Annotated in this window: 22 protein-coding genes; 9 read left to right on the forward strand and 13 right to left on the reverse strand. The window is 62.0% G+C overall.

Annotated elements, in window-relative coordinates:
• Nucleotides 1–7: 7 nt before the first annotated feature.
• Genes ACTX90_RS18540 through ACTX90_RS18550 form a run of 3 tightly spaced genes read left to right on the forward strand, consistent with a single transcriptional unit; the run spans nt 8 to nt 2942 of the window.
• Entirely contained in the window at nt 8–1114 is a 1107-nt protein-coding gene (locus ACTX90_RS18540) for a tyrosine-type recombinase/integrase (RefSeq protein ID WP_064846256.1), read from the forward strand.
• Entirely contained in the window at nt 1111–1443 is a 333-nt protein-coding gene (locus ACTX90_RS18545; protein ID WP_064846257.1) for a helix-turn-helix domain-containing protein, read from the forward strand. Before ACTX90_RS18540 ends, ACTX90_RS18545 begins: the two co-directional genes overlap by 4 nt.
• 2 nt (nt 1444–1445) lie before the next feature.
• Nucleotides 1446–2942: a site-specific integrase gene (locus ACTX90_RS18550; RefSeq protein ID WP_239464252.1), complete on the forward strand. Its 1497-nt coding sequence runs from the start codon at nt 1446–1448 to the stop codon at nt 2940–2942.
• Here the strand turns inward: ACTX90_RS18550 and ACTX90_RS18555 are convergent.
• The 4 genes from ACTX90_RS18555 to ACTX90_RS18570 all read right to left on the reverse strand — a co-directional run bounded on the left by ACTX90_RS18555 (nt 2870) and on the right by ACTX90_RS18570 (nt 7298).
• Nucleotides 2870–3779, reverse strand: a protein-coding gene (locus tag ACTX90_RS18555; protein ID WP_239464072.1) for an IS5 family transposase whose coding sequence is annotated in 2 segments (ribosomal slippage) — nt 2870–3409 and nt 3411–3779 — 909 coding nt in all. Because the reading frame shifts where the segments join, the coding sequence is not laid out codon by codon here. The two genes, ACTX90_RS18550 and ACTX90_RS18555, sit on opposite strands and share 73 nt — an antisense overlap.
• A gap of 92 nt (nt 3780–3871) precedes the next feature.
• On the reverse strand, nt 3872–5140 hold the full coding sequence (locus ACTX90_RS18560) for an MFS transporter (protein ID WP_204677730.1): 1269 nt from the start codon (nt 5138–5140) through the stop codon (nt 3872–3874).
• Complete coding sequence (locus ACTX90_RS18565; protein WP_107862438.1) at nt 5137–6792, reverse strand: ABC-F family ATP-binding cassette domain-containing protein; 1656 nt, start codon at nt 6790–6792, stop codon at nt 5137–5139. The genes ACTX90_RS18560 and ACTX90_RS18565 overlap by 4 nt, the downstream gene beginning before the upstream one ends.
• Before the next feature lie 281 nt (nt 6793–7073).
• A complete protein-coding gene (locus tag ACTX90_RS18570; protein ID WP_239464251.1) occupies nt 7074–7298 on the reverse strand; it encodes a hypothetical protein in 225 nt (74 codons plus the stop codon).
• Nucleotides 7299–7610: 312 nt separating this feature from the next.
• On the opposite strand from ACTX90_RS18570, the gene ACTX90_RS18575 reads away from it, so the two are divergent.
• A complete protein-coding gene (locus ACTX90_RS18575) occupies nt 7611–7808 on the forward strand; it encodes a hypothetical protein (RefSeq protein ID WP_146160863.1) in 198 nt (65 codons plus the stop codon).
• 642 nt (nt 7809–8450) lie between these two features.
• Here ACTX90_RS18575 and ACTX90_RS18580 read toward each other — a convergent pair.
• The 4 genes from ACTX90_RS18580 to ACTX90_RS18595 form a co-directional block, all read right to left on the reverse strand.
• Nucleotides 8451–9398 (reverse strand): abortive infection family protein, encoded by a 948-nt coding sequence (locus ACTX90_RS18580; protein ID WP_081473272.1) that lies wholly within the window; start codon nt 9396–9398, stop codon nt 8451–8453.
• 25 nt (nt 9399–9423) lie between these two features.
• Nucleotides 9424–12939, reverse strand: coding sequence for a MobF family relaxase (mobF, locus tag ACTX90_RS18585; protein WP_040504913.1), 3516 nt, complete (start codon nt 12937–12939; stop codon nt 9424–9426).
• Between the two features lie 160 nt (nt 12940–13099).
• Entirely contained in the window at nt 13100–13234 is a 135-nt protein-coding gene (locus ACTX90_RS18590) for a hypothetical protein (RefSeq protein WP_255180144.1), read from the reverse strand.
• 347 nt (nt 13235–13581) lie between these two features.
• Nucleotides 13582–14151, reverse strand: coding sequence for a TetR/AcrR family transcriptional regulator C-terminal domain-containing protein (locus ACTX90_RS18595; RefSeq protein WP_010154754.1), 570 nt, complete (start codon nt 14149–14151; stop codon nt 13582–13584).
• 38 nt (nt 14152–14189) lie between these two features.
• Here ACTX90_RS18595 and tet(33) point away from each other — a divergent pair, with 38 nt between their 5' ends.
• The 5 genes from tet(33) to ACTX90_RS18620 all read left to right on the forward strand — a co-directional run bounded on the left by tet(33) (nt 14190) and on the right by ACTX90_RS18620 (nt 18679).
• Nucleotides 14190–15413: a tetracycline efflux MFS transporter Tet(33) gene (gene tet(33), locus ACTX90_RS18600; RefSeq protein WP_204677787.1), complete on the forward strand. Its 1224-nt coding sequence runs from the start codon at nt 14190–14192 to the stop codon at nt 15411–15413.
• 363 nt (nt 15414–15776) lie between these two features.
• A complete protein-coding gene (locus ACTX90_RS18605; protein WP_155818981.1) occupies nt 15777–15947 on the forward strand; it encodes a hypothetical protein in 171 nt (56 codons plus the stop codon).
• A 492-nt stretch (nt 15948–16439) separates the two neighbouring features.
• The gene (locus tag ACTX90_RS18610; protein ID WP_011113070.1) at nt 16440–16493 is read left to right on the forward strand and encodes a chloramphenicol resistance leader peptide; all 54 of its coding nucleotides are present in this window, start codon (nt 16440–16442) and stop codon (nt 16491–16493) included.
• Nucleotides 16494–16514: 21 nt separating this feature from the next.
• Complete coding sequence (gene cmx / locus ACTX90_RS18615) at nt 16515–17690, forward strand: chloramphenicol efflux MFS transporter Cmx (protein ID WP_047217927.1); 1176 nt, start codon at nt 16515–16517, stop codon at nt 17688–17690.
• Complete coding sequence (locus ACTX90_RS18620) at nt 17690–18679, forward strand: IS481-like element IS5564 family transposase (RefSeq protein ID WP_167380529.1); 990 nt, start codon at nt 17690–17692, stop codon at nt 18677–18679. The genes cmx and ACTX90_RS18620 overlap by 1 nt, the downstream gene beginning before the upstream one ends.
• Nucleotides 18680–19700: 1021 nt before the next feature.
• On the opposite strand, the gene nrdH is transcribed toward ACTX90_RS18620, so the two are convergent.
• The 5 genes from nrdH to ACTX90_RS18645 form a co-directional block, all read right to left on the reverse strand.
• The gene (gene nrdH, locus ACTX90_RS18625) at nt 19701–19925 is read right to left on the reverse strand and encodes a glutaredoxin-like protein NrdH (protein ID WP_204677721.1); all 225 of its coding nucleotides are present in this window, start codon (nt 19923–19925) and stop codon (nt 19701–19703) included.
• A 17-nt stretch (nt 19926–19942) separates the two neighbouring features.
• On the reverse strand, nt 19943–20110 hold the full coding sequence (locus tag ACTX90_RS18630; RefSeq protein WP_204677719.1) for a hypothetical protein: 168 nt from the start codon (nt 20108–20110) through the stop codon (nt 19943–19945).
• A 52-nt stretch (nt 20111–20162) separates the two neighbouring features.
• The gene (locus ACTX90_RS18635) at nt 20163–20549 is read right to left on the reverse strand and encodes a hypothetical protein (RefSeq protein WP_204677717.1); all 387 of its coding nucleotides are present in this window, start codon (nt 20547–20549) and stop codon (nt 20163–20165) included.
• A 455-nt stretch (nt 20550–21004) separates the two neighbouring features.
• Nucleotides 21005–21241 (reverse strand): toxin-antitoxin system HicB family antitoxin, encoded by a 237-nt coding sequence (locus ACTX90_RS18640; protein ID WP_204677715.1) that lies wholly within the window; start codon nt 21239–21241, stop codon nt 21005–21007.
• Entirely contained in the window at nt 21238–21831 is a 594-nt protein-coding gene (locus ACTX90_RS18645) for an AAA family ATPase (RefSeq protein ID WP_204677713.1), read from the reverse strand. The genes ACTX90_RS18640 and ACTX90_RS18645 overlap by 4 nt, the downstream gene beginning before the upstream one ends.
• Nucleotides 21832–22050: the final 219 nt, after the last annotated feature.

Here is a 22050-nt window from a genome sequence, read left to right on the forward strand (position 1 = left end):
GTGTCGGATGCACGTCGACGGTGTGGGTCGGGTCTCGGTGGTGCCCTCGCTGCCGGTCCTTCGGCCCGAGGAGCAGGTGCTCCAGCTCATGCTGGACGGCTGGCGCAACCAGCAGCTCTCCAGGAACCTGCAGTTCGCGACGATCGAGCAGCGGCTGCGCTGTGTGCGCCGGTTCGTTGAGCACATGAACGAGGATCCGTGGAACTGGACGCCGGCGATGGTCGAGGAGTTCTCGGCCGACCTGCGCACCGTCCGACACGTCTCTCGCTCCACGCTGCGCAGCTACCACTCTGCGCTTCGGGCGTTCACGAGCTACGTCAGCAACCCCGACTACGGATGGGACCGGGTCTGCGAGCAGTACTTCGGCACCCACCCGGCGCAGGTCTTCTTCGACTGGAACTCCGCACCGCACGTCCAGGAGTACGACGGCGGACCCACGAAGCGTCCCTACACGCGGTCCGAGCTCGATCGACTCTTCGTCTACGCCGACGATGAGGTCGAACGCATGGGGCGGTCGGGACGCAAGGGCTGGCAGGCGGCCTATCGCGATGCGGTCATGATGAAGATCGCCTACGCCTACGGCCTCCGCTTCAACGAGTTGCGACACCTGCAGCTCGTCGACTTCGCCCGCAACCCGCATGCGCGCGAGTTCGGCCGGTTCGGCGTCTGCAAGGTCCGCTACGGCAAGTCAAAGCGCTCCTCGCCCTACAAACCCCGCAGCGTGCTCACCGTCTGGCGATGGACGCCTCCGATCCTCGAGGACTGGCTCGCCAACGGTCGCGGTGAGCCCGACACACTCGACCTGTTCCCCAGCGAACGCGGCGGCCTGGTCGGAGAACCGGCGCTGCTGCGCCGGCTACGCCGCTACTGCGACGAGCTCGGACTTTCGGACGGGCTCGATCTGCACTCGTTCCGACGCTCCTACGCTACGCATCTGTTGGAGGCTGGCTGGGACCCACGGTTCGTCCAGGACCAGATGGGGCACGAGTACGCCTCGACGACCGGCATCTACCAGTTCGTCGGCGACGAGTTCCGGCGCAGCACGCTCCGCAGCGCTCTCGACAGGACCGTCAACGAGGCCCTGGCCCGCACCACGAAGGATGGAACACCATGAAACGCAAGGTCGACTACCAGTGGCGCCTGGCCGAGCTGATGGCGGCCAGAGGTCTGCACAACACGACCGATCTCATCCCGCTGCTCGGCGAACGGGACATCACGCTCTCCCGACCGCAGGTCTACCGCCTCGTCAATCAGCGGCCGGAGCGCGTCTCGCTCCAAGTTATCGCCGCACTCTGCGACATCTTCGAGTGCACACCAGCCGATCTGGTCACGACAACCGCCGCGGACGTCCGGCGCCGGAAGACCGCGACCGAGCCCGGCTCCAACGTCGTCAGCCTCGACCGATCAGTTCGACCCCGGCGCGCGAACATTCTCGACGAGTAGGGATGGCTGCCGTGGCGAGTCGAGGACCAGCAGGCCTGTCCCCCCGCTCCACCATCCAGGGTCGTCCACGCATCACCTCGACGACCGGGAACCCGTGCGCACGCTGCGGCCGCAAGATCCCGCGGGTCGCCGTCACATGGCCGGAGGGCCGGCTCTGCAACATCTGCTACTACAACGCCGTCCACACCCGAGGCGTCTGCCCGGAGTGCCTCCAAGACCGCCTGCTACCAGGACCCGCAAGCGCCGGCGGCGGTCCGATCTGCGCGACCTGCGCGGAGATCCCCCACGACTTCCATTGCGACAGCTGCGACACCGAAGCCGGGCATCACCGAGGGCGGCTCTGCGCCCGATGTGCGCTTCGCGCCGACCTCCACCAGGTCCTCGGCGGCGAGCCGGAACACCCCGCTCTGCGCGGTCTGGTCGACGCGCTATGCGCATCCGAGCGACCCGAGTCGATCCTCGTCTGGAAGCGATCCCCCAAGGTCCAGACGCTCCTGCGTGGCCTTGGCGACGGCACGATCCCGATCTCCCACGAAGGCCTCGACGCCGTTCCCGGCAAGCCGACCGAACACATCCGAGCACTCCTGCAACATCACGGCCTACTCCCCTACCGCGATGCCTACCTGCACCGATTCGAGGAGTGGATCGCCGTCAAGTTAGAAGGGCTCCCCGCCGAGGTCCGTCAGCCCGTCCAGCACTTCGCGACCTGGCACCACCTACGCAACATCCGCGCCAAATCCGAAGCAGGCGCCAACACGCGCGGCCCGGTGCACTCAGCGAAGCAAGAGATCACCGAGACAGTCAAGTTCCTGACCTGGCTGCACCAGACACACCACCGCACCGCCGCGACCTGCACCCAGCAAGACGCCGACGAGTGGCTGGCAGGCGGACCGACCACTCGCACCATGATCAGGAACTTCTTCCAGCTCGCCAAGAAGTCCCGCTTGAACACCGGTGTCACGGTCGCGCATCGCACTCCCCGATCGAGCCCGTCCCTGAGCCAGGAGCAGAGACTTGCCTGGATCCGCGAATTGCTCACCGGGACCAGCGAGTCACTCCCCTACCGCGTCGCCGGCATGCTCCTGCTCCTCTACGCGCAACCACTGGTCAAAGTCGTCACTCTGACGACCGAGGCCATCGCCGAGAGCCCTCACGGCATGAGAATCCAGCTCGGCCGCCATCCAGTGGACGTGCCTGAGCCGTTCGCCAACATGATCCGCCAGCACCGCGATGCTCGGCCCAACCTCCGGACAGCGGCAGGGACGGACAGCCCCTGGATGTTCCCAAGCATCCTCGCCGGACGACACCTCCACCCCAACACCGTGATGGACAGACTGCGAGCCCTCGGCGTGAACCTCCTCGGCGCCCGCAACAGCGCCCTCGGCGAGCTCGTCCTCCAATGCCCACCGTCGCTAGGGCGTGTCTCTTATATCCGTAGCCAGACCAGAATCGCTGCCAACACCACTCCCGCACGATACGTGACCGCAAGCTTGTCATAACGAGTCGCAAGCCCCCGCCACTGCTTCATCAATCCAAACGCCCGCTCGACCACGTTGCGATCTTTATACTTCTCAGCATCGAACCCCGGCGGGCGCCCACCCGCGCGACCCCTACGCTTCCTGGCAGCGATCTCGTTAGATTTCTCCGGAATCACAGCAGTGATGCCCCGCTTACGCAGGTACGTGCGGTTCACTCGTGACGTGTAACCACGATCAGCAAGCAGCGACTCGGGGCGCGTCCGCGCGTTCCCCGACCCGGTTCTTGGCACTCGAATATCGCCGATTACTTCCTGGAGCATCGCGCCGTCGTGACGTTGCCCACCCGTGACCACAATCGATAATGGGCGGCCATGCCCATCGACCGCGAAATGCACCTTCGTGCTCAACCCTCCGCGCGATCTCCCTATCCCATGACCTTCCGGTTCAACCTCGCATAACGGCAGATTCTTGTAATTCGATAGAGCCCCCTGTGTCCTGGTCCGGACGCGGAAGGTTCGTGCCGTGCTGGTGAGCACGGCTGATCGTCGCGTCAATCGACACGTTCCAGTCAATATCACCTACGGCATCGGCCTCGGCGAGGATGTGCGCGAATACGCGGTCCCAGGTGCCGTCGGTTGCGTAGCGGCGATGCCGCTTCCAGACGGTCTGCCAAGGGCCATACCGGTCAGGGAGATCACGCCACGGGATTCCGGTCCGGTAACGGTAGATGATGCCTTCTACGACGCGGCGGTTGTCACTGAAGGGACGGCCTTTACGGCCTTCGTTCGATGGCAGGAGTGGTTCGACTCGTTCCCATTGCGCATTCGTGAACTGCGTAAATCTAGACCTTTGTGCCACGACTCAATCATGGCGCGTGCACACAACTAGATTTAGGAGACACGCCCTAGCTGAGCGAGAGGTCAACCCCAGACGCAGTTTGCCCGGCTGAGTCACCCCTCAGCCACATCCAATGGATGCTTCTCCTCCGTGTGACGCATGCGCCCGGCCAGCAATGCGATCAACGCGAGAGCTGGCGGAATGACTCCCGCAATCACAAAGATGATGGGGATGGGAACCAGTAGTGAGAGCGGCCCCGCGATGGCGATTGAGACCGGCATGAACGCGATCGAAACGAAGAAGTCGAGGCTGGCGACTCGGCCGATCATGTCGAGCGGCACCAACCGTTGCAGCAATGTTCCCCACACGACAACGCCAGCCCCGGTGAGTGCACCGACGACAAAGAGCGCGGAGAGCATGAGGATCAAATTGTCGGCAACGCCAATGACCACAAGAGGTAGTGTTCCTCCACCCCAGCACAGGATCATAAACGTCAAGTACCGACGTGGAAGCTTCAACGACGACACGATCAGCGAACCGACAGCCCCACCTATCCCATATGCGGCCAGAAGAAACCCGAAAGTAGCTTCAGCATCCTCGAATCGGTCGCGGGTGAGGAACGGGAGGAGAACTTCGATCGGGCCTTGGACAATGAGCGCAAGCGACGACCCGAAGATCAGCGTCCAAAGCAACCAGCGTGTACGAGCCACGTAGGCAACCCCCGCACGAAGGTCACCCCAGACGCTCGGGCGATCCTCGGGAGAAGTGGGCTCAGTGTGTTCGTCACGGCGGCTAAGAAACAAGGTGATGACGAAAGCAATCGCGTACGAAGCCGCGACGATGACCGCTCCGATAGCGGGGAAGAACATACCGACGATGACTCCACCGAGGGCCGGGCCCAGCCCTTGCCCCATCGATGGACGGAGCGCCCCTTCGAGCCCATTCGCGGCCAGGAGCTGCTCCGGCGGAAGGACCACAGGTAGGTAAGCACTGTACGCAGGGTAGAAAAAGGCGCTCCCGGCACCCATCGCGAACGAGGCTGCGGCGACGTGCCAAAGTTCGATATTACCGGTGAGCGACAGGACCGCCACGGCGGTCATGATCGCGGCCGTTGAGCCCTGCACTGTGATGAGAATCCGCCGTTTGGAGAACCGGTCGGCGACAACCCCACCGAGAACGGAGAAGGAGAACAGGCCAAGACTCATTCCGGTTGCGACCGCCGACAAGGCAAGTGGGCTGTCATCGAGTGCGAGTACTTGGAAGACCATGACGATCGTCCACATACCGGTCCCGAATACCTCGATGCCGACGGCGGCAAACAGGAGACGGTAATCACCTGATGCCAATGGGCGGAGTGCGCGGAGCTTGATGGTGTTGCTCATACCAGCGCCTCGCCTTCAGCCATCGCCATCAGATGGTCATGAGGCCATTGGGCGACATCGCGCAGGAGTTGCCGGTCGTGGGTCGACAGTACGACGGCCGCTTGGGTAGCCCCGAGTGCCTCGGTGAGTTCGTCAACGAGCGCGATGGAGAGGTGGTTGGTGGGTTCGTCTAGCAGTAGCACGTGCGGGCGTGCCGCGAGTACGAGCGCCAGATCGAGGCGTCGTTGTTGACCCATCGACAGTTCACCCACTCGTTTGCCTGCCTCGCGCGATCGCAGCAGTCCAAGTTGACCGAGACCGACCGTCTCAGATGACTGCAGCGTTCCTTGACCGACGAGTTCGTCGAGGTGACGGGCGTATATCTCGTTCGCCCGGCGATCCGGCGGCAGCATCGTCTCCTGACGAAGAAAACCCAAACGCGTGCCACGGGATGTCCGCACTGTTCCCGTGTCTGGCAGTAGTTCGCCCGCCGCGATACTCAGGAGCGTCGACTTTCCGGCCCCGTTCGAGCCGGTGATCACGAGCCTGCCGCGGTGCGAGAGTTCGAACGACACCGGCTGCGCTAACCTCCCGGCAAAGCTCACGTTGTCGACGTTTAGCAGCACCGCCCCTTTTCGTGTGGGCAGGTCGGGGAACTGGAACAGTTGCGGTGGTTCTGGCACCGTCACCGCGTGTGCTTCGAGCGCTTCCTGGCGTCGGTGCACGCTCTGCACCAGCCCGCCCGCGCGCGTCGCGCGGCCGTGCTTCGGTGACCCCTTCTCCGGTCGCCACCCCGACACCAGCCGATTCTGCGCAGCGCTGAGACTCTCCTGCAGCCGCGATTGCTCCTGCTGCTGACGCTCGTACTCCTGCTCCCAGCGTTCCCGCTCGGCCAGGCGCCCTTCTCGGTATCCCGCATACCCGTTGCCGTAGATGCGGGGGCGATCATCAGGTGTCGGATCGAGGTCAACAACCGTCTCCGCAATGTCAGAGAGCAGCGCGCGATCGTGGCTGACGATCACGACACCACCGTTGCGCGCGCGGAGTTGCGTGGTCAAGAAATCAAGTCCGCTGCGGTCGAGGTGATTGGTGGGCTCGTCCAGCAGTAAGAAATCATCTTCAGCCCCCAGCAGGCAGGCCAACCGCACTCGGTATCGCTGCCCCACAGACAGATCAGAGAGCAACCGCGTCGTGTCGGTTTCGGCGTCGAGTGCTTCGAGCGCGATCTGTACGCGGCGCTCGGCATCCCACGCGTCGAGCGCTTCAGCACCTTCCAATGCCGCGGCATACTGCTCTGCGGCCTCGTCACTCCCATCCGCAAGAGCAGCAGCAGCGGCGTCGAGCGCGGCCAGCGCTGCGAGCGGTTCAGCGATTGCCTCCGCGACGGCCTGCCCAACGGTGCGGTTGTCAGTGGAGTTCATCTCTTGTTCAGCGAGCCCGAGTGTGCCGATGCGCTGGATCGTTCCACTATCAGGTACCAGCGTGCCCGCGAGCGCGTGCAGAAGTGTGGTCTTTCCGCGCCCGTTCTCTCCGACGATCGCCACACGAGACGCGGGAGTGACGACGAGATCGACATGGTTGAGCACCGGGGTTACGCCTCGCATTACGGAGACGTCAGAAGCGGTGAGTTGCGCGCGATGGCGCGCCGGATGACGGTTAGTAGGGGTAAGCATTCAAATCCTTCAGCAAGGCGCACCACGACAAGCCGAACAGCAAGCGGGTACGCGAATGACGGCGACCCTCCATGGGGCCAGAACAAGCGGCCGCCGCAAGCTCGGAGTTACTCAACGAGCACGGTAGGCCTACTCAACCATCACAGGAAGTACAAATGCATACCGTCAATTCTACCCCACACTCACACGGCACCAACGAATCGGGTGCCGACAGCGGCTCCGGAGGCTTGATCGGTCTGATTCGGCCGCACTATCGGCGCCGCTGTCGCGGTCGGTCGGAATCAGTTCAGTGCCAGCTCGGACACTTTCTCGCCGTCACGCCGTTCATCGAGTTCCTTTGCACGCACGCGACACAAGATGATCAGGCTAATGGGTCCAAAAGCGATGAATTTCATCGCGTTCCACAGGCTGAGGAGGACGAGGAGATTCAGCCATGCTGGTCCGCCGCCAGCGGCCAAAGATGAGCACCAAAGCGCAAGGCCAAGGTATGGCAGGGTGAGGAGCATGGCAGGAACTCCCCACTTCAGCCCACGCCGACTCCGGACCCACCGGAGCACGATGTTGCTCGGTGCGTAGCGCTGCAGGAGCGAATAGATGAAGCTCGTAATCGCCAAGACTGGACGAATCATGATGGGCCTCTCGTCACACGTCGTTCTCCGTCGAGGAAGCAGTGTGTGATCGAACACCCAGAAGGGCCGCACCGGAGGGCCCGCAGAGTTGAGAACCTGCTTCAACCTCCAGGGTACGCCGGCATTCCGATCGATGAAAGGGCAGCTCGCGCGTACCTCCTGAGCGATGCACAGCGAAGGAGGCTTTCCATGCCAACGCTCACTGCCCTCGCTAAGGACGAAAGAACAGCTCGCCAGCTATTGGCCGTGACCGGTTCACCGGGTGACATCTCAACCGGTGCGCTTCTCTCCCGAGTTGGCGCGGTTGAGGCAATCGCTCTGATCGAGCGCGACATCGCCGTCCCAGGAATGGATGCGGTCGAATCGGCCGTCTGGCTACGGATATAAGAGACACGCCCTAGTCGCCGACGCACTCGGCTACAGCCACCACGTCGCCTTCCTCCACGCCGAAAAGTCCGCAGAACCGTGGGCCCGATATGCGGCCCGCCACGCGGGCGACCAGCGATAGCCGGCGACCACCACGATCTGCCCAGCCATGCTCGCGTTCAGTTACACCAGGATGGTCTGGCCGTCGGCCTGCTGGATGTCCAGCAACAGATGCCCGCGCCCGCGGCTCGTCCTCACCACGGAACCGAACCCAGGGCACGACATGCGCCCGGGCATGCCGCCGCGGTCAGCGCGCTCCGGTGGCACGAAGTGGTGGCCACCGGAGCGCACTGGGTCAGTGTCTGCTGTCCTCGATAGGTGTCAGCATGACAAGTACGGCTGCGGCGGCGCAGGAAGATGCGGGTGCGGACGCTGGCGTTCCACAGACGCTGCATGAGATTCATGATGGCCTCACTTTTCACACGGGAGCACTTCGATGTGGCTGGTCCTGTGTGGTGAGTGCCCCGAGGCTTCTTGGGGCGGTCTGCTCCGCCCGACGTCAGGCTTCGCGCGTGGTCTGTCCTGCCATTTCGCAGTCTACGCTGCTCGGTTGGAGTGCGGAAGAGCGGTGGAGTTCCGCTTGCGGATTGGAGTGGAGAAGCGTCAGAAGGAGGAGCCCAGCGCAGCCTTTTGCTCATGGGAGGTTTCGTGCCAGGTGTCGGCGATGAACTGCGCGACTGCAACAGTCGAGTTGAACACGAGGCGTGCATGTCGTGGAGTCGCGGGGCTCTCGTTGACGGAGCCATGCCCGTCGCCGATTGAGTTGCGTGCCTCCGCGACGGACTGCACGAGAGTGGAGAGGGCGCGCATCGCTTTGCGGAGGGCGTCGCTGCCGCGCTTGCTGCCGTCTACCGCGTCGGCATTGATCGCGAGTGCCGATGCGGTGCTTGCGAAAAGAGCCGGGAGCTCGTCTCGTTCGGAGAACTCGATATCCAGATCCGTGAGCACGATCTTGCACTGGCTCTCGAGGAGGTTCTTGCAGGAGGAGATCGCCGCAGCGGGATCTGAGCTGAGGTCGCGGTTGATTAGATCGAGGTGACGGCGCAGCACAGAGTTCTCGGTGAGGTCGGGCGTCTTGGCGAGCGTTAGCTCGGTTGGGGCGTAATACGCGGAAATCTGACGCCAGCCATAGATGATGCGATCTCCGAAACGGTCTGTCTCGATGAGCTCATACCCATCTCGGCGGAGGGTGTCATTGTAGGCAGCGACCATCGCGGCAGCGGCGTCTGGATCGTCGCGGACAATGGGATGGACTGTCTCGGCTAAGAAGTTGAGGAACGTCTCGTCGCTGCCGTTACGAAGCTGGAAACGGTCGTCGTTGAAGACCCAGTCATCCTCCCAGTCCCAGTTGTTCACCATGTGCTGGTAGATGTCGCCGCTGGCAGTGCGGTACCTGTGGTCTCTGCTCGGCAGCTCCTCCAAGTCGTAGAGCCGGGCGAGGAACTGCGGATGCTGCAGCCGCCCCGACCAGTCGTACTCGGAAAGCGAGAGCCAATCGAACACGTTTGAGCGCGTCTGGCGAGAGATCCGCGCGCGGTTCGTTGGCGTCATGCACTAAGAATATCGGCCGCATACATCAGGAAATCGACCGCCTCTGACTCCGTCTGGACCGCACTTCCTCCGGGGAGTGCTCGGTCTGCTGAAGGCTCACGAGCACGCCCTGGGCGCGTTCGTAGTCGACGCGCTGAGCATCGTCGCCGGGCACCGCTCCGAGTGGGCTGCTCGAGGTGACGCCCCACCGGTCGCGGTACGCAATGACCGCCCGTGCCGCAGCCTCACCCTCTGCGGGAGCGGTCTCGTCGAGTCCCGTCAACCAGGGCTCTGGCTGCTTGAGGAGCTTCTCGACCAGGGCATCGATGCGCTGCTCCATGAGCTGCTCCCGCTCGTCGAGGGCTTGCCTCATCGCGGGATCGGTGATCCCGGTCGCGCGCGGGACCAGGCCGGCGATCATCCTGGCGGTCCGCTGCGGAGCAGGCTGGTAGGCCGCCGTGATGCGCTGGAGCCTGTAACGCAGCAGCGACCCGAGATCCTGCACCTCGTCCAGTCCTCCAACCTGGATGATGCGCGGGAGAAGACTGTCGATGTCGTGCCCGTCGGCTTCGAGCCTGCGCAGCTCGGTGGTGAGGATCCCGAAGGCGTCTGTCTCGACGAGCTCGTCGATCGTCTCCGCCGTGAGGCCTCCGGCGTGCAGGAGGGCGATCCAGCGTTCCTGTCCGGCGACTTGTGCGATGGTGTCGTACTCGGCCGCGAGTTGCTCGAGTGAGCCCCAGAAGTCCTGCTCCACGGTGATCGTGTCGTGTGCGGAGAGCTCTGCGCCAGGGTGCTGCAGGATCCCGTAGAGGATGCTCCGGGCGGTGTTCTGCAGGTCCTCACGGTGCTGATGCTCCTCGAGGTGATGCTCGTCGGTGGCGACGTAGACGCGGTTGGATTCGCGGCCGCGGGTCATCGCGACGTAGAGGGATTCTCGGGTCACTTCCGGTGAGTGGACGACCGCGTGTGCGGTGTCGACGGTGGCCCCTTGGGCACGGTGCGCGGTGACGGCGTAGCCGAGGTCGACGTGCTCGGCGACGTAGCTCACGGGCAGCGTGATCGTGGTGCGCCGCTTCGATCCTGCCCGCCGCACGGTGAGGGATCCGTCGTCGTTCGCATGGGCGACGTGCCAGCGGTCGCCGTTTTTCACCCAGCTTCGCCCGAGCGAGAGGCGCCGATTGTTCTCGCGGGTGATGATGAGATCTCCGCGGGAAACTTCGTTGCCGTCATGGAGTTTGACGCCGTCCACAGCGACGTCGCCCTGGAGGATTCGGTCGGTGCGGGCGCGGGTGTTGAGCGCAGAGACCGTGTCGAGGGTTTCCGCGATCAGCACCGTGCTCTTTCCCGCTGCGAGGTCTGTGCGCCAGGCTTGGTAGGCGGCTTCGAGAATCTCGTCATATCCGCCCGGCGTGACGCGCTGGTGCGCAATGTAGGTATCGATGACGTCGGTGTCGCCGATCCGCAACTGCAGGGACGCCTGCTTCTCCCAGTCGTTTCGGAAGCGACGCACATCGACCAGTTCCGGGGCGTCGCCGCGGTCACGCACGAGCATCCCGAACGCGCCGCCCGCGTCCACCGCTGCGAGTTGCGCCCAATCGCCCACGAGCAGCACTTTCGCGCCGACCTGCTGGGCGTGACTGGTGATGGCATCGAGCGCGAACGTGCCACCCAAGGAGGCTTCGTCGATGATGACGAGCTGTCCGCGCGTGAGGTTCCATTTCCCGAGGCGATGCTCATGCAGCCACTTCGCCGTGTTCTCCGTCCCGATCTCCAGATCCCCGGCGAGGACGTCGGCGGCAGCGGCCGAGGGCGCGAGCCCGGTCACCGAGCCTGGCCCGTAGCGTCGCTCCCAGGCTCGGCGCAGGGCACGCATCGTTGTGGTCTTCCCAGTCCCTGCGGGGCCGACGAGTACGTCGAGGACGCGGCCGGAGACGCCGATCTTCGCGATCGCCTGCTCCTGGTCCACCGACAGGGTGTGCCCGTCGCGGTTCTTCGTTCTGGCAGCGTCCTCGATCCATGCCAGCGGTACGGTCGGCGCCGACCGATCATTCGACGCGCCAAGGAGTCGGTCTTCTGCCGCGAGCACCTGCTCGGAGGAGAACACCGTTCCGGCTTTGGGTCGGAACACGCTCGACCCGTCCGCGCGACGAAACAGCGAGGGGCTCTTCGCGAGCTCGGGCGGAGTGAGGCGCAGCGAGACCCGTTCTGCGGCATCGACGATCTGCTGGGTGATGACGTCCCGGTCGTTCGCGGACGCGAAGCGGAGAGCCATCGTCTGTCGCACGGCCTCCGCGTGGAGGTTCCACCGTTTCCACGTCGCTCGCCGGTCACCGACCTGCTGCACCACGACCTCGGCGACCTCCTCGAGATCCTCCAACGGGATATCGTCTGCCCGCAGCAACGGTTCGTGCTCACTACCGGCGAGCAGTGCCGACGCCCAGGTTGGCGCGTCCTCACCCAGCAACGCGGTCGCGCGTTCTCGCCACTGGGAGGTGAGATCGCTGAGAGAGTGCTGCTGCTTCGGGGGCCGAGTCTCGAGCGTGGCCTGCTGCCGGAACTGCCACACCAGCTTCGGGGACGGCTGCCTCCCGTGCTTCGAGACGTAGTCGTCGACCAGCCGGTCTTTGACCTGCTCGATATCGCGAGTACGGGAAGAGAACTCGTCCATCAGCTCCTGCGGCACGCCAACGATCTCCCACGCCGTGGAGCGCCCCGCACCGCGCTCACGGGCTTCCCACCCGACGCCGAGGATCTGAGTGAGATGGTCCGAGAGGACCGCGTTGTAATGCTCCGATAGGCCGGTGACGGCGGCGTGGATAGCGCGAGAATCGAGCGTGCGCCACTTCCCGTCATGAGCTGCTTGCACGCGGTTGGCGACGACAATGTGCGTGTGGAGTTGTGGATCCGCGGCCCGAGAATCGTAATGATCGTAGGCAGTCGCAATCACACCCCGCACGTCGACTTGCGCGACGGCGCCACGCGCCCCTTTCGCGCCGACCCTGGTCATCGCGACGTCGCGCTCGAGTAGGGCGATCATGTCTCGGATCGCTGCGTGGTGAGCTTGGGCAATGAGTGCTTGCGTGCCGCCGTCGGCAACTGCCCAGAGGGTCGAGACGGACTTCGGGACCGAGAACGTGAGATCGAACCCTGCGACCGGCGCATTCGTTGGCTTCTGTGCTTCCTCCGCCTCGATCAGCGCTTGCTGCGCGGTACGCTCACCTGCGGTAAGGGACTTCGGGAGCTGATCGAGGCGGCGCTGCGTCCGCTCGCCCGCGGTGGCAAACTTTCGGTACGGACGCCCCAGTTGCTCGCCGCTGTTCGGATCCTGCCCGTGCCCCATGAGGCGCCGTAACTGCTCCTCGCTCACCGAGGCACCGACGGCGATCTCTCCGGCGAGTCCTGGGAGGCCGGCCCCGAGCCAGATGCCGGGAGGCGTTCCTGCTTCAAGGTAGTACCTTGTCAGCGCTGACGACGCATCGCGATCCCCGTCGCCAGCGACAACTGCGTTCAGCAGGTACCGGTACCCGTCCCCAGCGGTCATGACCCTGATCGAGATCGTCACACTGGGCAGGTGCGCCGCAGATCTTGGGATCTACCCTCGGAAGGCGGAGAGCGCGATGTTTGCGTCAATGCAGGGAGATAGCGAAGAGCGCGCTTCAACGGAGATGCTCGAATGGGTCCACGACGGATTGGACTCCGTGGTCGCGGCAGACGTAGACGATTCACACGCCGTACCCGTCGGCGCCGCTCGGCTCGGGGTCGCATTCTGCGCGGCAGACGTTACAGAGCCGGTGCTCGTTGCTCCCCCAGACCGTGACCTCGATATCGTCGGGGATCTCCATTCCGTCGAACTCCATATGCGGAGGTTAGCTGTCGCGGATTGAGTCGTGTCAAGATGCGGCACCGATGCTAAACCGCCGTTACCTATGGTCATCGCGCCGGTCACGCACTCGACGCTTAGTTCTTGAGGTACTCGAGGACGGCGATGACGCGCTTGTTTCCTGTGCGCTCGTTAAGGTCGAGCATGGTGAAGATGCTGCTGATGTGCCGTTCCGCGATCGCGACGCGACATGCATACGGTCCCTGATTTGCTCGTTAGTGAGCTCCGTAGCCATGAGCAAAACGTCAGTATCGCGGAGGAGCTGCTGCGGGAGCGGGAAAGGATTGACCTTACTGACGCAGAGACCCAAAGCGCGAGCATCCCTCATCGCTTTGATGCCAGCCCTTCAACCATTGCAACTAACCCGAACTCGAAATCTAGGTCTTGATCGACAGGCTCACATCCGTTGTCGAGCGCTGTTTGTTCTTCTAGTACGAAACCGACCGTATAGCGGCTGATAGCCATGAGAGCTCGGACCGCAGAGACCTCAGCGAATCCTTCGGACACGAGAAACTCGATCTGACTTTCGGGGGCATCCGAGCCCGCTGGCATCTGGTCACTCTTTTGACGGTGAAACTCTGCGTGCAGCCGTGCTCCATCCCGGACTGCCAGAAGCGCTGTCCGGAAGCTCCGCGCGTTGCGCAGGAGAAAGTCGTCCCAGCGCTCCCCTGACTCTGGGAGTGAGGCGTGGTGTTCGCGATCAAGCACATCAGCTGCGAGCGATCCGAGCAGGTGGCCCTTTGTCCGAAAGTGCCAGTAGAGCGCTGGCTGCTGCACCCGCAGATGCGCAGCCAGTGCCCGCGTGGTGAAACCGTCGATCCCCGTGTTATTGAGCACATGCCTCGCACCGCGCAAGACTGCTGCACGATCGAGTCGCGCTTGTTTCTGAGCCATGCTTGCACTTTATCATCGATAACTTTATCGTTGATAAGGTGTCATCTCTCACTTCCGCTCGTGGCTCGTTGGCCACGGTCCTCATCACGGCTAGCCTCGACGCCGCCGGCATGGGCCTGGTGATGCCGATTCTCCCCGCACTGCTACACGAGGCAGGGGTCACCGCTGATGCGGTTCCGCTGAACGTCGGAGTGCTGATCGCGCTCTACGCGGTAATGCAGTTCATCTTTGCCCCCGTACTGGGAAGACTGTCGGACCGATTCGGCCGCCGCCGGGTGCTGCTTGTTTCCCTGGCCGGTGCGACCGTCGACTATCTCGTGCTCGCCACGACATCCGCTCTGTCGGTGTTCTATATCGCCCGTGCAGTGGCTGGGATAACCGGAGCGACCAATGCGGTCACCGCCACCGTGATCGCCGACATCACGCCACCCCACCAGCGCGCCAAGCGTTTCGGTTTACTCAGTGCCTGCTATGGCGGCGGAATGATCGCGGGGCCAGCCATGGGTGGACTGTTCGGTGCCATCTCGCCACATCTGCCGTTTTTGCTCGCTGCTCTTCTCTCAGCGAGCAATCTGGCACTCACCTTTATCTTGTTACGCGAGACCCGTCCTGATTCCCCTGCGCGCTCTGCGTCGCTCGCTCAGCATCGTGGTCGCCCCGGCCTCAGCGCGGTGCCTGGGATTACCTTCCTATTAGTCGCATTCGGCCTTGTTCAATTCATTGGGCAGGCTCCAGGTGCGACCTGGGTGCTGTTTACTGAACACCGCCTCGACTGGAGTCCCGTCGAAGTTGGAATCTCCCTGTCCGTCTTCGGGATCGTACAGGTTCTCGTGCAGGCCCTCCTTACTGGCCGCATCGTGGAGTGGATCGGTGAGGCAAAAACAGTCATCATCGGGTGTGTTACCGACGCCTTGGGTCTCGTAGGCCTGGCGATTGTCACTGACGCATTTTCCATGGCGCCTATCTTGGCGGCACTGGGGATCGGTGGCATCGGCCTCCCCGCTCTGCAAACCCTTCTCTCCCAGCGCGTCGATGAACAGCACCAAGGGCGCCTCCAGGGTGTGCTCGCCAGCATCAACAGCGTCACATCGATCTTCGGACCGGTCGCTTTCACAACGATCTTCGCGCTCACTTACATCAACGCCGACGGCTTCCTCTGGCTCTGCGCCGCAGCACTCTACGTGCCCTGCGTGATTCTCATCATGCGTGGTACAGCAGCGTCCCCGAAGTTCGGCTCATGGGCGAGCGGCGACTCGATGTGAGTTGTGAGACGTGAGCAGGAGCAACACGGCGGCGACACTGCTTCGCCATGGCCGACTAGCGAGACGGCGCCACCGGGAAACTCGGCATCATCTACCAAGGACAGGTCAGCTGGGAGCCTGATAGACCCATCGAAATGTGCGTGCCGATCGCGGAGAAAGGCCGGGCGCATCGGATCGAGCCATAGCACCATGAGTCTTCACGGAAGTGCGTTGACGGAGACTTCGTTGTGAACCGGGCCAAGGGAGAGCTGGAGGCCCTCTCCGAGTGGCTTGCCGATGACATGAGCTGGACGCTCATCGAGAAATCCACACACAGCGGCCCCAGTGCAGCCCGAGAGGTGCGCCCGCCGTTCTCCCGAGCGGGTGGAGGTCATTTCTGTCGTCACCCACGGACGACGCGCTTCCTGCGACGGCTACCTCGAGGCTGGAGGAATGCGCGTCCGTTTCAGCCATGCGTTCCGCTTCGTCAGCACCCCCAAGACCGCGATGATCGCAGAACTGCGACGCTACTGCATCGAGACGCAGGTTGACTGAGGCCTGTGCGGACAGCACGAACGACCCTTAAGCCCGTAATCTGGGAACCGCAGAAACTACCCGATCGAAACGCAACTACTTTGCCGGCCCTACGGGGTTGGCTCGCGGTCGTCGTCCTTGGCCGCGACCGTGCGCAGGAGGTGCTTGTAGCCATCCCTCGCGATCATCACGCGCATCGAAACCGTCACGACGCTACTGCCTTCGACGATCAGGGGAGCGGGGACTGATCGCGGACGCGCTGTCCACTTTGGTTAAAAGATTGCGCCGCTGTAGACGACCGCCATCTAGATGTGATGTCTAGGGACGTTGTTCTGGCCCCCGCCCGTAATGACACCGTGCCGATTCAAGAAGTATCTGTCCAGACCGCTCGCCATTGAAGGCATGTTAGAGTTTAGGGCATGTCGAGTCCCGAATCAGACAGGTCAGGGGTTGTCGGTCACACCGCCAGCCCCTTGAACCACTAGTTACGACGCCCACGATCTGTGTGGGCGTATGTCTGGCGTACCCGGGGCGCTGGCCGTGGTGACAAGAAGAACCATTTCTTGATCTCACACCTCGGAGTACTCGATGCCTTTTGCCCTCTACATGCTTGCCCTGGCGGTCTTCGTCATGGGCACTTCAGAATTCATGCTCGCGGGATTGCTCCCCGCGATCGCGACCGAACTTGACGTCTCGGTCGGCACTGCGGGCCTGCTGACCTCCGCATTCGCAGTCGGTATGGTCGTCGGCGCGCCAGTGATGGCGGCATTCGCTCGCCGTTGGCCACCGCGGCTCACATTGATCGTTTGCCTTCTCGTGTTCGCGGGAAGCCACGTCATCGGAGCGATGACACCAGTGTTCTCTCTCCTGCTCATCACCCGGGTGCTCAGCGCTCTCGCAAACGCAGGATTCCTCGCCGTAGCACTGAGCACGGCCACTACCCTCGTGCCAGCGAACCAGAAGGGGCGTGCACTGTCGATCCTGCTCTCCGGCACGACGATCGCAACCGTCGTGGGCGTCCCCGCCGGGGCACTGCTCGGCACAGCGCTGGGCTGGCGAACGACGTTCTGGGCGATCGCCATCCTCTGTATTCCCGCGGCCGTTGGAGTCATTCGTGGCGTCACGAACAATGTTGGTCGGAGCGAGACTAGCGCGACCTCACCAAGGCTCCGTGTCGAGCTCAGCCAGTTGGCGACGCCGCGGCTCATCCTGGCCATGGTACTCGGAGCGCTGATCAACGGAGGGACCTTTGCGGCATTCACCTTCCTGGCACCCATCGTGACCGAGACCGCGGGCTTGGCCGAAGCGTGGGTGTCCGTCGCGCTGGTGATGTTCGGCATCGGATCGTTCCTTGGCGTCACGATCGCAGGACGACTATCAGATCAACGACCTGGCCTCGTGCTCGCAGTCGGCGGACCGCTATTGCTGACAGGCTGGATCGTGTTGGCAGTGGTCGCATCTCATCCCGTCGCGCTTATCGTCCTCGTCCTCGTTCAGGGATTCCTGTCGTTCGGCGTCGGCAGTACTCTGATCACGCGTGTGCTGTATGCAGCATCGGGTGCGCCAACGATGGGCGGTTCGTACGCAACCGCAGCATTGAATATCGGAGCTGCAGCGGGGCCCGTGCTTGGTGCGCTCGGGCTCGCGACCGGGCTGGGGCTGCTCGCGCCGGTTTGGGTCGCTTCGGTGCTGACAGCGATCGCTCTCGTCATCATGCTTCTCACCAGACGCGCGCTTACGAAGACCGCGGCGGAGGCCAATTGATGACCCATCCGAACGCTCTTCTCACTCCTCGTGCCCGTCTCCGGTTAGCCCGGCTGATTGTCGAAGACGGCTATCCGGCCACGATCGCCGCAAAGATGTTCATGGTCTCCCCGATCACTGCCCGGAAATGGGCAGGCCGCTACCGGGAAGAGGGTGAGTTTGGGATGCAGGATCGCTCCAGCAAGCCGCACCGGATCCCAGGCAGGACGCCCGAGCATGTCAAGAAGAAGATCATCAACCTGCGCTGGCGGCTTCGACTGGGGCCAGCCCAGATCGCTGCGCGACTTGGTCTCTCGACGTCGACTGTTCACGCGGTCCTCGTCCGTTGCCGCGTGAACCGCCTCTCGCATATCGATCGTGTCACTGGCGAGCCATTGCGGCGATATGAGCATCCTCATCCGGGATCGTTGATTCATGTCGATGTCACGAAGTTCGGCAACATCCCCGACGGCGGTGGACATCGTTACGTAGGTCGGCAGCAAGGCGCACGGAACAAGCTCGCGACTCCGGGATTACCACGAGGAAAAGATCACAAGCCGCGCACCGGGACGGCGTTCGTTCACACAGTCATCGACGACCACTCCCGCGTCGCATACGCAGAAATCTGGTCGGATGAGCAGGCGAGCACAGCGGTGGGAGTTCTCGAACGCGCCGTGGCCTGGTTCGCCGAACGAGGCGTGACCGTCGAGCGAGTCCTATCCGACAACGGGTCGGCATACAGATCCCACGCATGGAGGGACTTCTGCGCTCGGCTCGGCATCCGACACAAGCGGACACGCCCCTACCGGCCGCAGACGAACGGGAAGATCGAGCGATTCCACCGCACGCTCGGGGACGGCTGGGCCTATGCCAGGTTTTACGGTTCAGAGGCCGAACGACGCCTGGCGCTGCCCGGCTGGCTCCACTTCTACAACCACCACCGACACCACTCTGCGATTGGCGGCGTACCCTTCGACCGACTCAACAACGTCCCTGGACATCACAGCTAGGTCTCGGCCGGCCTTCACATGGAACGTTCCGGCAAGCCATCCGGCGACTTCCTCGGTCACTTCCCCGGCTTCGCGGTAGATCGCAATCTGGACAGCCATTTCATGGCCGATCTTGGGGGCGATTTCCGCAAGGTCGGTTCCCATGTTCCTGATTTCGGCCACTCGGGCTCCTGCGATGGCCTGCACCTCGATGCTGGATTCTTCGCAGTGCTCGATGTCCTTGGCGCGCAGTGGGTTCTTGCCGATCAGTCGGTGCTCGAGGGTGATGGCTTCGGCTTCAACCTCTGCGTAGGGAACTGCGTCGGTTCCGTCACCATGGAAGTCCTGGATTTGGCCGTTGGCAACGAGCACCGCGCGCCGAATCGGTGCGCCGACCTCCATTAGTAGGTCTTCCAGTGCGTCGTACTGGGTGCCCTTGAGCTGTCCTCGCTCGTCGTAAGCAACCAGGATAGTTGCGTCGATGGCGTTGCCAGCGGACACCTTGCCGAGGATTCCGCGAATTGCGTTGATCCAGTGGGCTACCTGCCCATCGGCCACGAGGTCGACGCGCAGGGTGGCCAGCACGGCACCCTCGGTGCAGAGCATAAGGGCTACGGATTCTTGCGGGTCGAACTTGAGGCTGGCGCGAACGGCGGCTGCGATGCCTGCGTTGCTTGAGATGCTAGTCATTGTGACTGCCTTTCCTTGGTTTTCAACCGGGGCTCTGCCGGGCTTTCCGGTGGAGTTCCTATCCCCTGTTGATACTTCAATTCTAGCAGTTTGCTAGCTTGCTAGCAAGCTAGTTTGCTGTTTTTCTTGAAAGATTTTTGCTAGCTTTCAAGCATGGTAGAAAACTTGCCTTACAGGTCAACGCAACATTTGCGCATGATTGCATGGGTTCCCCTTGTTCCGATACATGCCAAACTGCACGTCTGAAAGTTCTGTCAGGGGTGGGCTTTAGCCCATCGCGTAGCGACGCGCAGCGCCCTTGACTGGGCTTTCAGACGTGCAACAATCGGGCATCGGGGCAAGGAAAACCCGCTTAGAGGCTCTCGATCTTATCCGGCCGGAATCCTGACCAGTGTTCTTGGCCTGTGACCACTACCGGGGCTTGCATGTATCCCAATGAGCGGACATATTCGAGCGCTTCGGCATTCTTGCTGATGTCGATTGTCTGGTACTCGACACCTTTTTTGTCTAGAGCCCTGTAGGTGGCGTTGCACTGGACGCAAGAAGGCTTGCTATAGACGGTGACGGGGTTTTTCATGGCTTTTCTCCTGGGCGCTAGTCCTGGGCTTCAAGTGCGGTGATTTCTTGGGGGCTGAGCTTATAGGCGAAACTGCATTGCCCGAATTCTGCTGCTGCTGCGGTTGCTTCTTCTTCAGTGCCGTAGAAGCCGAGGATCTGAGTCGCTGGGCAATTGAGTACGGCATATGGGGCGACTATGGCCATTGGGGATCTACTTTCAGGGGTAGGTTGCCCCGCCTTTCGGCGGGGCTGTCAGCTAGTCGTTGGGAAGTCCGCGATATTTTGCGGGTAGCTTCTCAAATTCTTCGGGAACCCATTTAGGGCCGTCGCTTTGTCCGGTTTTCCAGAAGAAATGCGCGTCGCGGTCTATGGCTTCCTTGCATGCTTCCACGTTGTCGAAATACTTGGTGGTAGTGTCACCTTCGACGTAAAGACCATAGCCGAAGTGGCGATTTCCCTTGGTATCCGTGGCCTGACGGGCGAAGCCGATGATGTAGGGCCATGCGCCGAAGTCGTAGCCTTCGCCTCCCCACTGCGAGATGACCGTCCAACCGGCCTTCTCGGCCGTGTCGATGTAGTCATAGCCGTCCCCCGTGCGGTCATCGCATGGCAGGTTCGGGCCAGTGAATACGGTGCTAGTCATTGTGACTGCCTTTCCTTGGTTTTCAACCGGGGCTCTGCCGGGCTTTCCGGTGGAGTTCCTATCCCCTGTTGATACTTCAATTCTAGCAGTTTGCTAGCTTGCTAGCAAGCTAGTTTGCTGTTTTTCTTGAAAGATTTTTGCTAGCTTTCAAGCATGGTAGAAAACTTGCCTGACAGGTCAACGCAACATTTGCGCATGATTGCATGGGTTCCCCTTGTTCCGATACATGCCAAACTGCACGTCTGAAAGTTCTGTCAGGGGTGGGCTTTAGCCCATCGCGTAGCGACGCGCAGCGCCCTTGACTGGGCTTTCAGACGTGCAACAATCGGGCATCGGGGCAAGGAAAACCCGACGCAGGATTATGGGCGCAAAAAGTGAACCCGACCGCATAGGAAGGCGGTCGGGTTCGGTTTACTTCCAAGGAAAGGAAGTTAGTCTATTGTCTCATGAGCGGCTTAGGAGTGCTTCTCTAGGAATTCCTGGATGGCTTGCGCCACGAGAACCTGTTGCTTGATGTCGTTAGCAGCGGCGTAGAGCTTGATTTGGGTATGAAGCTCTTTTGGAATCCTCACGTTGAGCGGCTTCATGTCCTGCTCAGGTGTTTCAGGAGTCCTGAAACTCTCGCTCACTGAACCCGCCTTTTGAGTTGCGGTTTTCGCGGCTGGCTTCATCTTGTCTTTAAGGCTGCTCATGACAGTGCCTCCATTAGTTCTTTGGCGACTTCTTCATAGCCCATCAGGTCGGCCGGAATTTCACCTGGAATGGTCTTGAATGCTTGGCGGTGCTTGATTCGTGTATTGAATAGGGCCAGGTCGCTATCTTCTAGGTATTCCAAGCTGTCTCGGAGCGCGACCGTTTGCTCATTGACCTTAGTGAAAAGGGCGATGCGTGCAGTATCGGTCGGCAGGTTCGCGTTCGTGGCAACGAGTCGCTTTAGATCCATAACGGCCGGCTCGGTTGGCATGATGACTACATCGGCAGCCTTGATCGCCGCGTCGATAGTCGCCGGATCGCCTGGGGGAGTGTCAATGATGACGAAATCCTTGGCGCTCTTCCCTGCGAGCCTCTTCAGCTTGGCGATGTTCACGATCTCGACGGGGAACGGCAGTGGTGTACCTGCATCATGAGCGTCTTCGGCCCATTCTGTTGCAGAGCCCTGCATATCTGTATCCCAAAGCTCGACCGTATACCCTAAGTCGATCAGCGCACAGGCGAGGTAAATCGAGCTAGTTGTCTTGCCCACGCCGCCCTTGGTCTGCACAAGCGCAATAGTGGTAGCCATTTCTGCCTCCTAATCCTTGTACACAAATCCTTGTGCACACAAACTTACAAACTTGAAAACTTACTTGCAAGTTTGCTTGCAAGATATTTTCCTATCTTGATTACAAGCATAATAGCTTGCTAGCAAACTTTCAAGCTATATGAATAGCAAAGTATCAAACTTTTTTGTTCGCAGGGCTTTTGCTTATTCGTCAGGCCAGGGGAGTACGGTTAGCTCGTT

The sequence above is a fragment of the Glutamicibacter soli genome (genome assembly GCF_052322135.1).
Lineage (GTDB): Bacteria > Actinomycetota > Actinomycetes > Actinomycetales > Micrococcaceae > Glutamicibacter > Glutamicibacter soli.

Excerpts from the sequence above, each read along its gene's own strand:
- ACTX90_RS18540 (WP_064846256.1), top strand. The coding sequence starts at position 8 with ATGCACGTCGACGGTGTGGGTCGGGTCTCGGTGGTGCCCTCGCTGCCG.
- ACTX90_RS18545 (WP_064846257.1), top strand. The coding sequence starts at position 1,111 with ATGAAACGCAAGGTCGACTACCAGTGGCGCCTGGCCGAGCTGATGGCG.
- ACTX90_RS18550 (WP_239464252.1), top strand. The coding sequence starts at position 1,446 with ATGGCTGCCGTGGCGAGTCGAGGACCAGCAGGCCTGTCCCCCCGCTCC.
- ACTX90_RS18560 (WP_204677730.1), bottom strand. The coding sequence starts at position 5,140 with ATGAGCAACACCATCAAGCTCCGCGCACTCCGCCCATTGGCATCAGGT.
- ACTX90_RS18565 (WP_107862438.1), bottom strand. The coding sequence starts at position 6,792 with ATGCTTACCCCTACTAACCGTCATCCGGCGCGCCATCGCGCGCAACTC.
- ACTX90_RS18570 (WP_239464251.1), bottom strand. The coding sequence starts at position 7,298 with ATGCTCCTCACCCTGCCATACCTTGGCCTTGCGCTTTGGTGCTCATCT.
- ACTX90_RS18575 (WP_146160863.1), top strand. The coding sequence starts at position 7,611 with ATGCCAACGCTCACTGCCCTCGCTAAGGACGAAAGAACAGCTCGCCAG.
- ACTX90_RS18580 (WP_081473272.1), bottom strand. The coding sequence starts at position 9,398 with ATGACGCCAACGAACCGCGCGCGGATCTCTCGCCAGACGCGCTCAAAC.
- ACTX90_RS18590 (WP_255180144.1), bottom strand. The coding sequence starts at position 13,234 with ATGGAGTTCGACGGAATGGAGATCCCCGACGATATCGAGGTCACGGTC.
- ACTX90_RS18595 (WP_010154754.1), bottom strand. The coding sequence starts at position 14,151 with ATGGCTCAGAAACAAGCGCGACTCGATCGTGCAGCAGTCTTGCGCGGT.
- cmx (WP_047217927.1), top strand. The coding sequence starts at position 16,515 with ATGCCTTTTGCCCTCTACATGCTTGCCCTGGCGGTCTTCGTCATGGGC.
- ACTX90_RS18620 (WP_167380529.1), top strand. The coding sequence starts at position 17,690 with ATGACCCATCCGAACGCTCTTCTCACTCCTCGTGCCCGTCTCCGGTTA.
- nrdH (WP_204677721.1), bottom strand. The coding sequence starts at position 19,925 with ATGAAAAACCCCGTCACCGTCTATAGCAAGCCTTCTTGCGTCCAGTGC.
- ACTX90_RS18630 (WP_204677719.1), bottom strand. The coding sequence starts at position 20,110 with ATGGCCATAGTCGCCCCATATGCCGTACTCAATTGCCCAGCGACTCAG.
- ACTX90_RS18635 (WP_204677717.1), bottom strand. The coding sequence starts at position 20,549 with ATGACTAGCACCGTATTCACTGGCCCGAACCTGCCATGCGATGACCGC.
- ACTX90_RS18640 (WP_204677715.1), bottom strand. The coding sequence starts at position 21,241 with ATGAGCAGCCTTAAAGACAAGATGAAGCCAGCCGCGAAAACCGCAACT.
- ACTX90_RS18645 (WP_204677713.1), bottom strand. The coding sequence starts at position 21,831 with ATGGCTACCACTATTGCGCTTGTGCAGACCAAGGGCGGCGTGGGCAAG.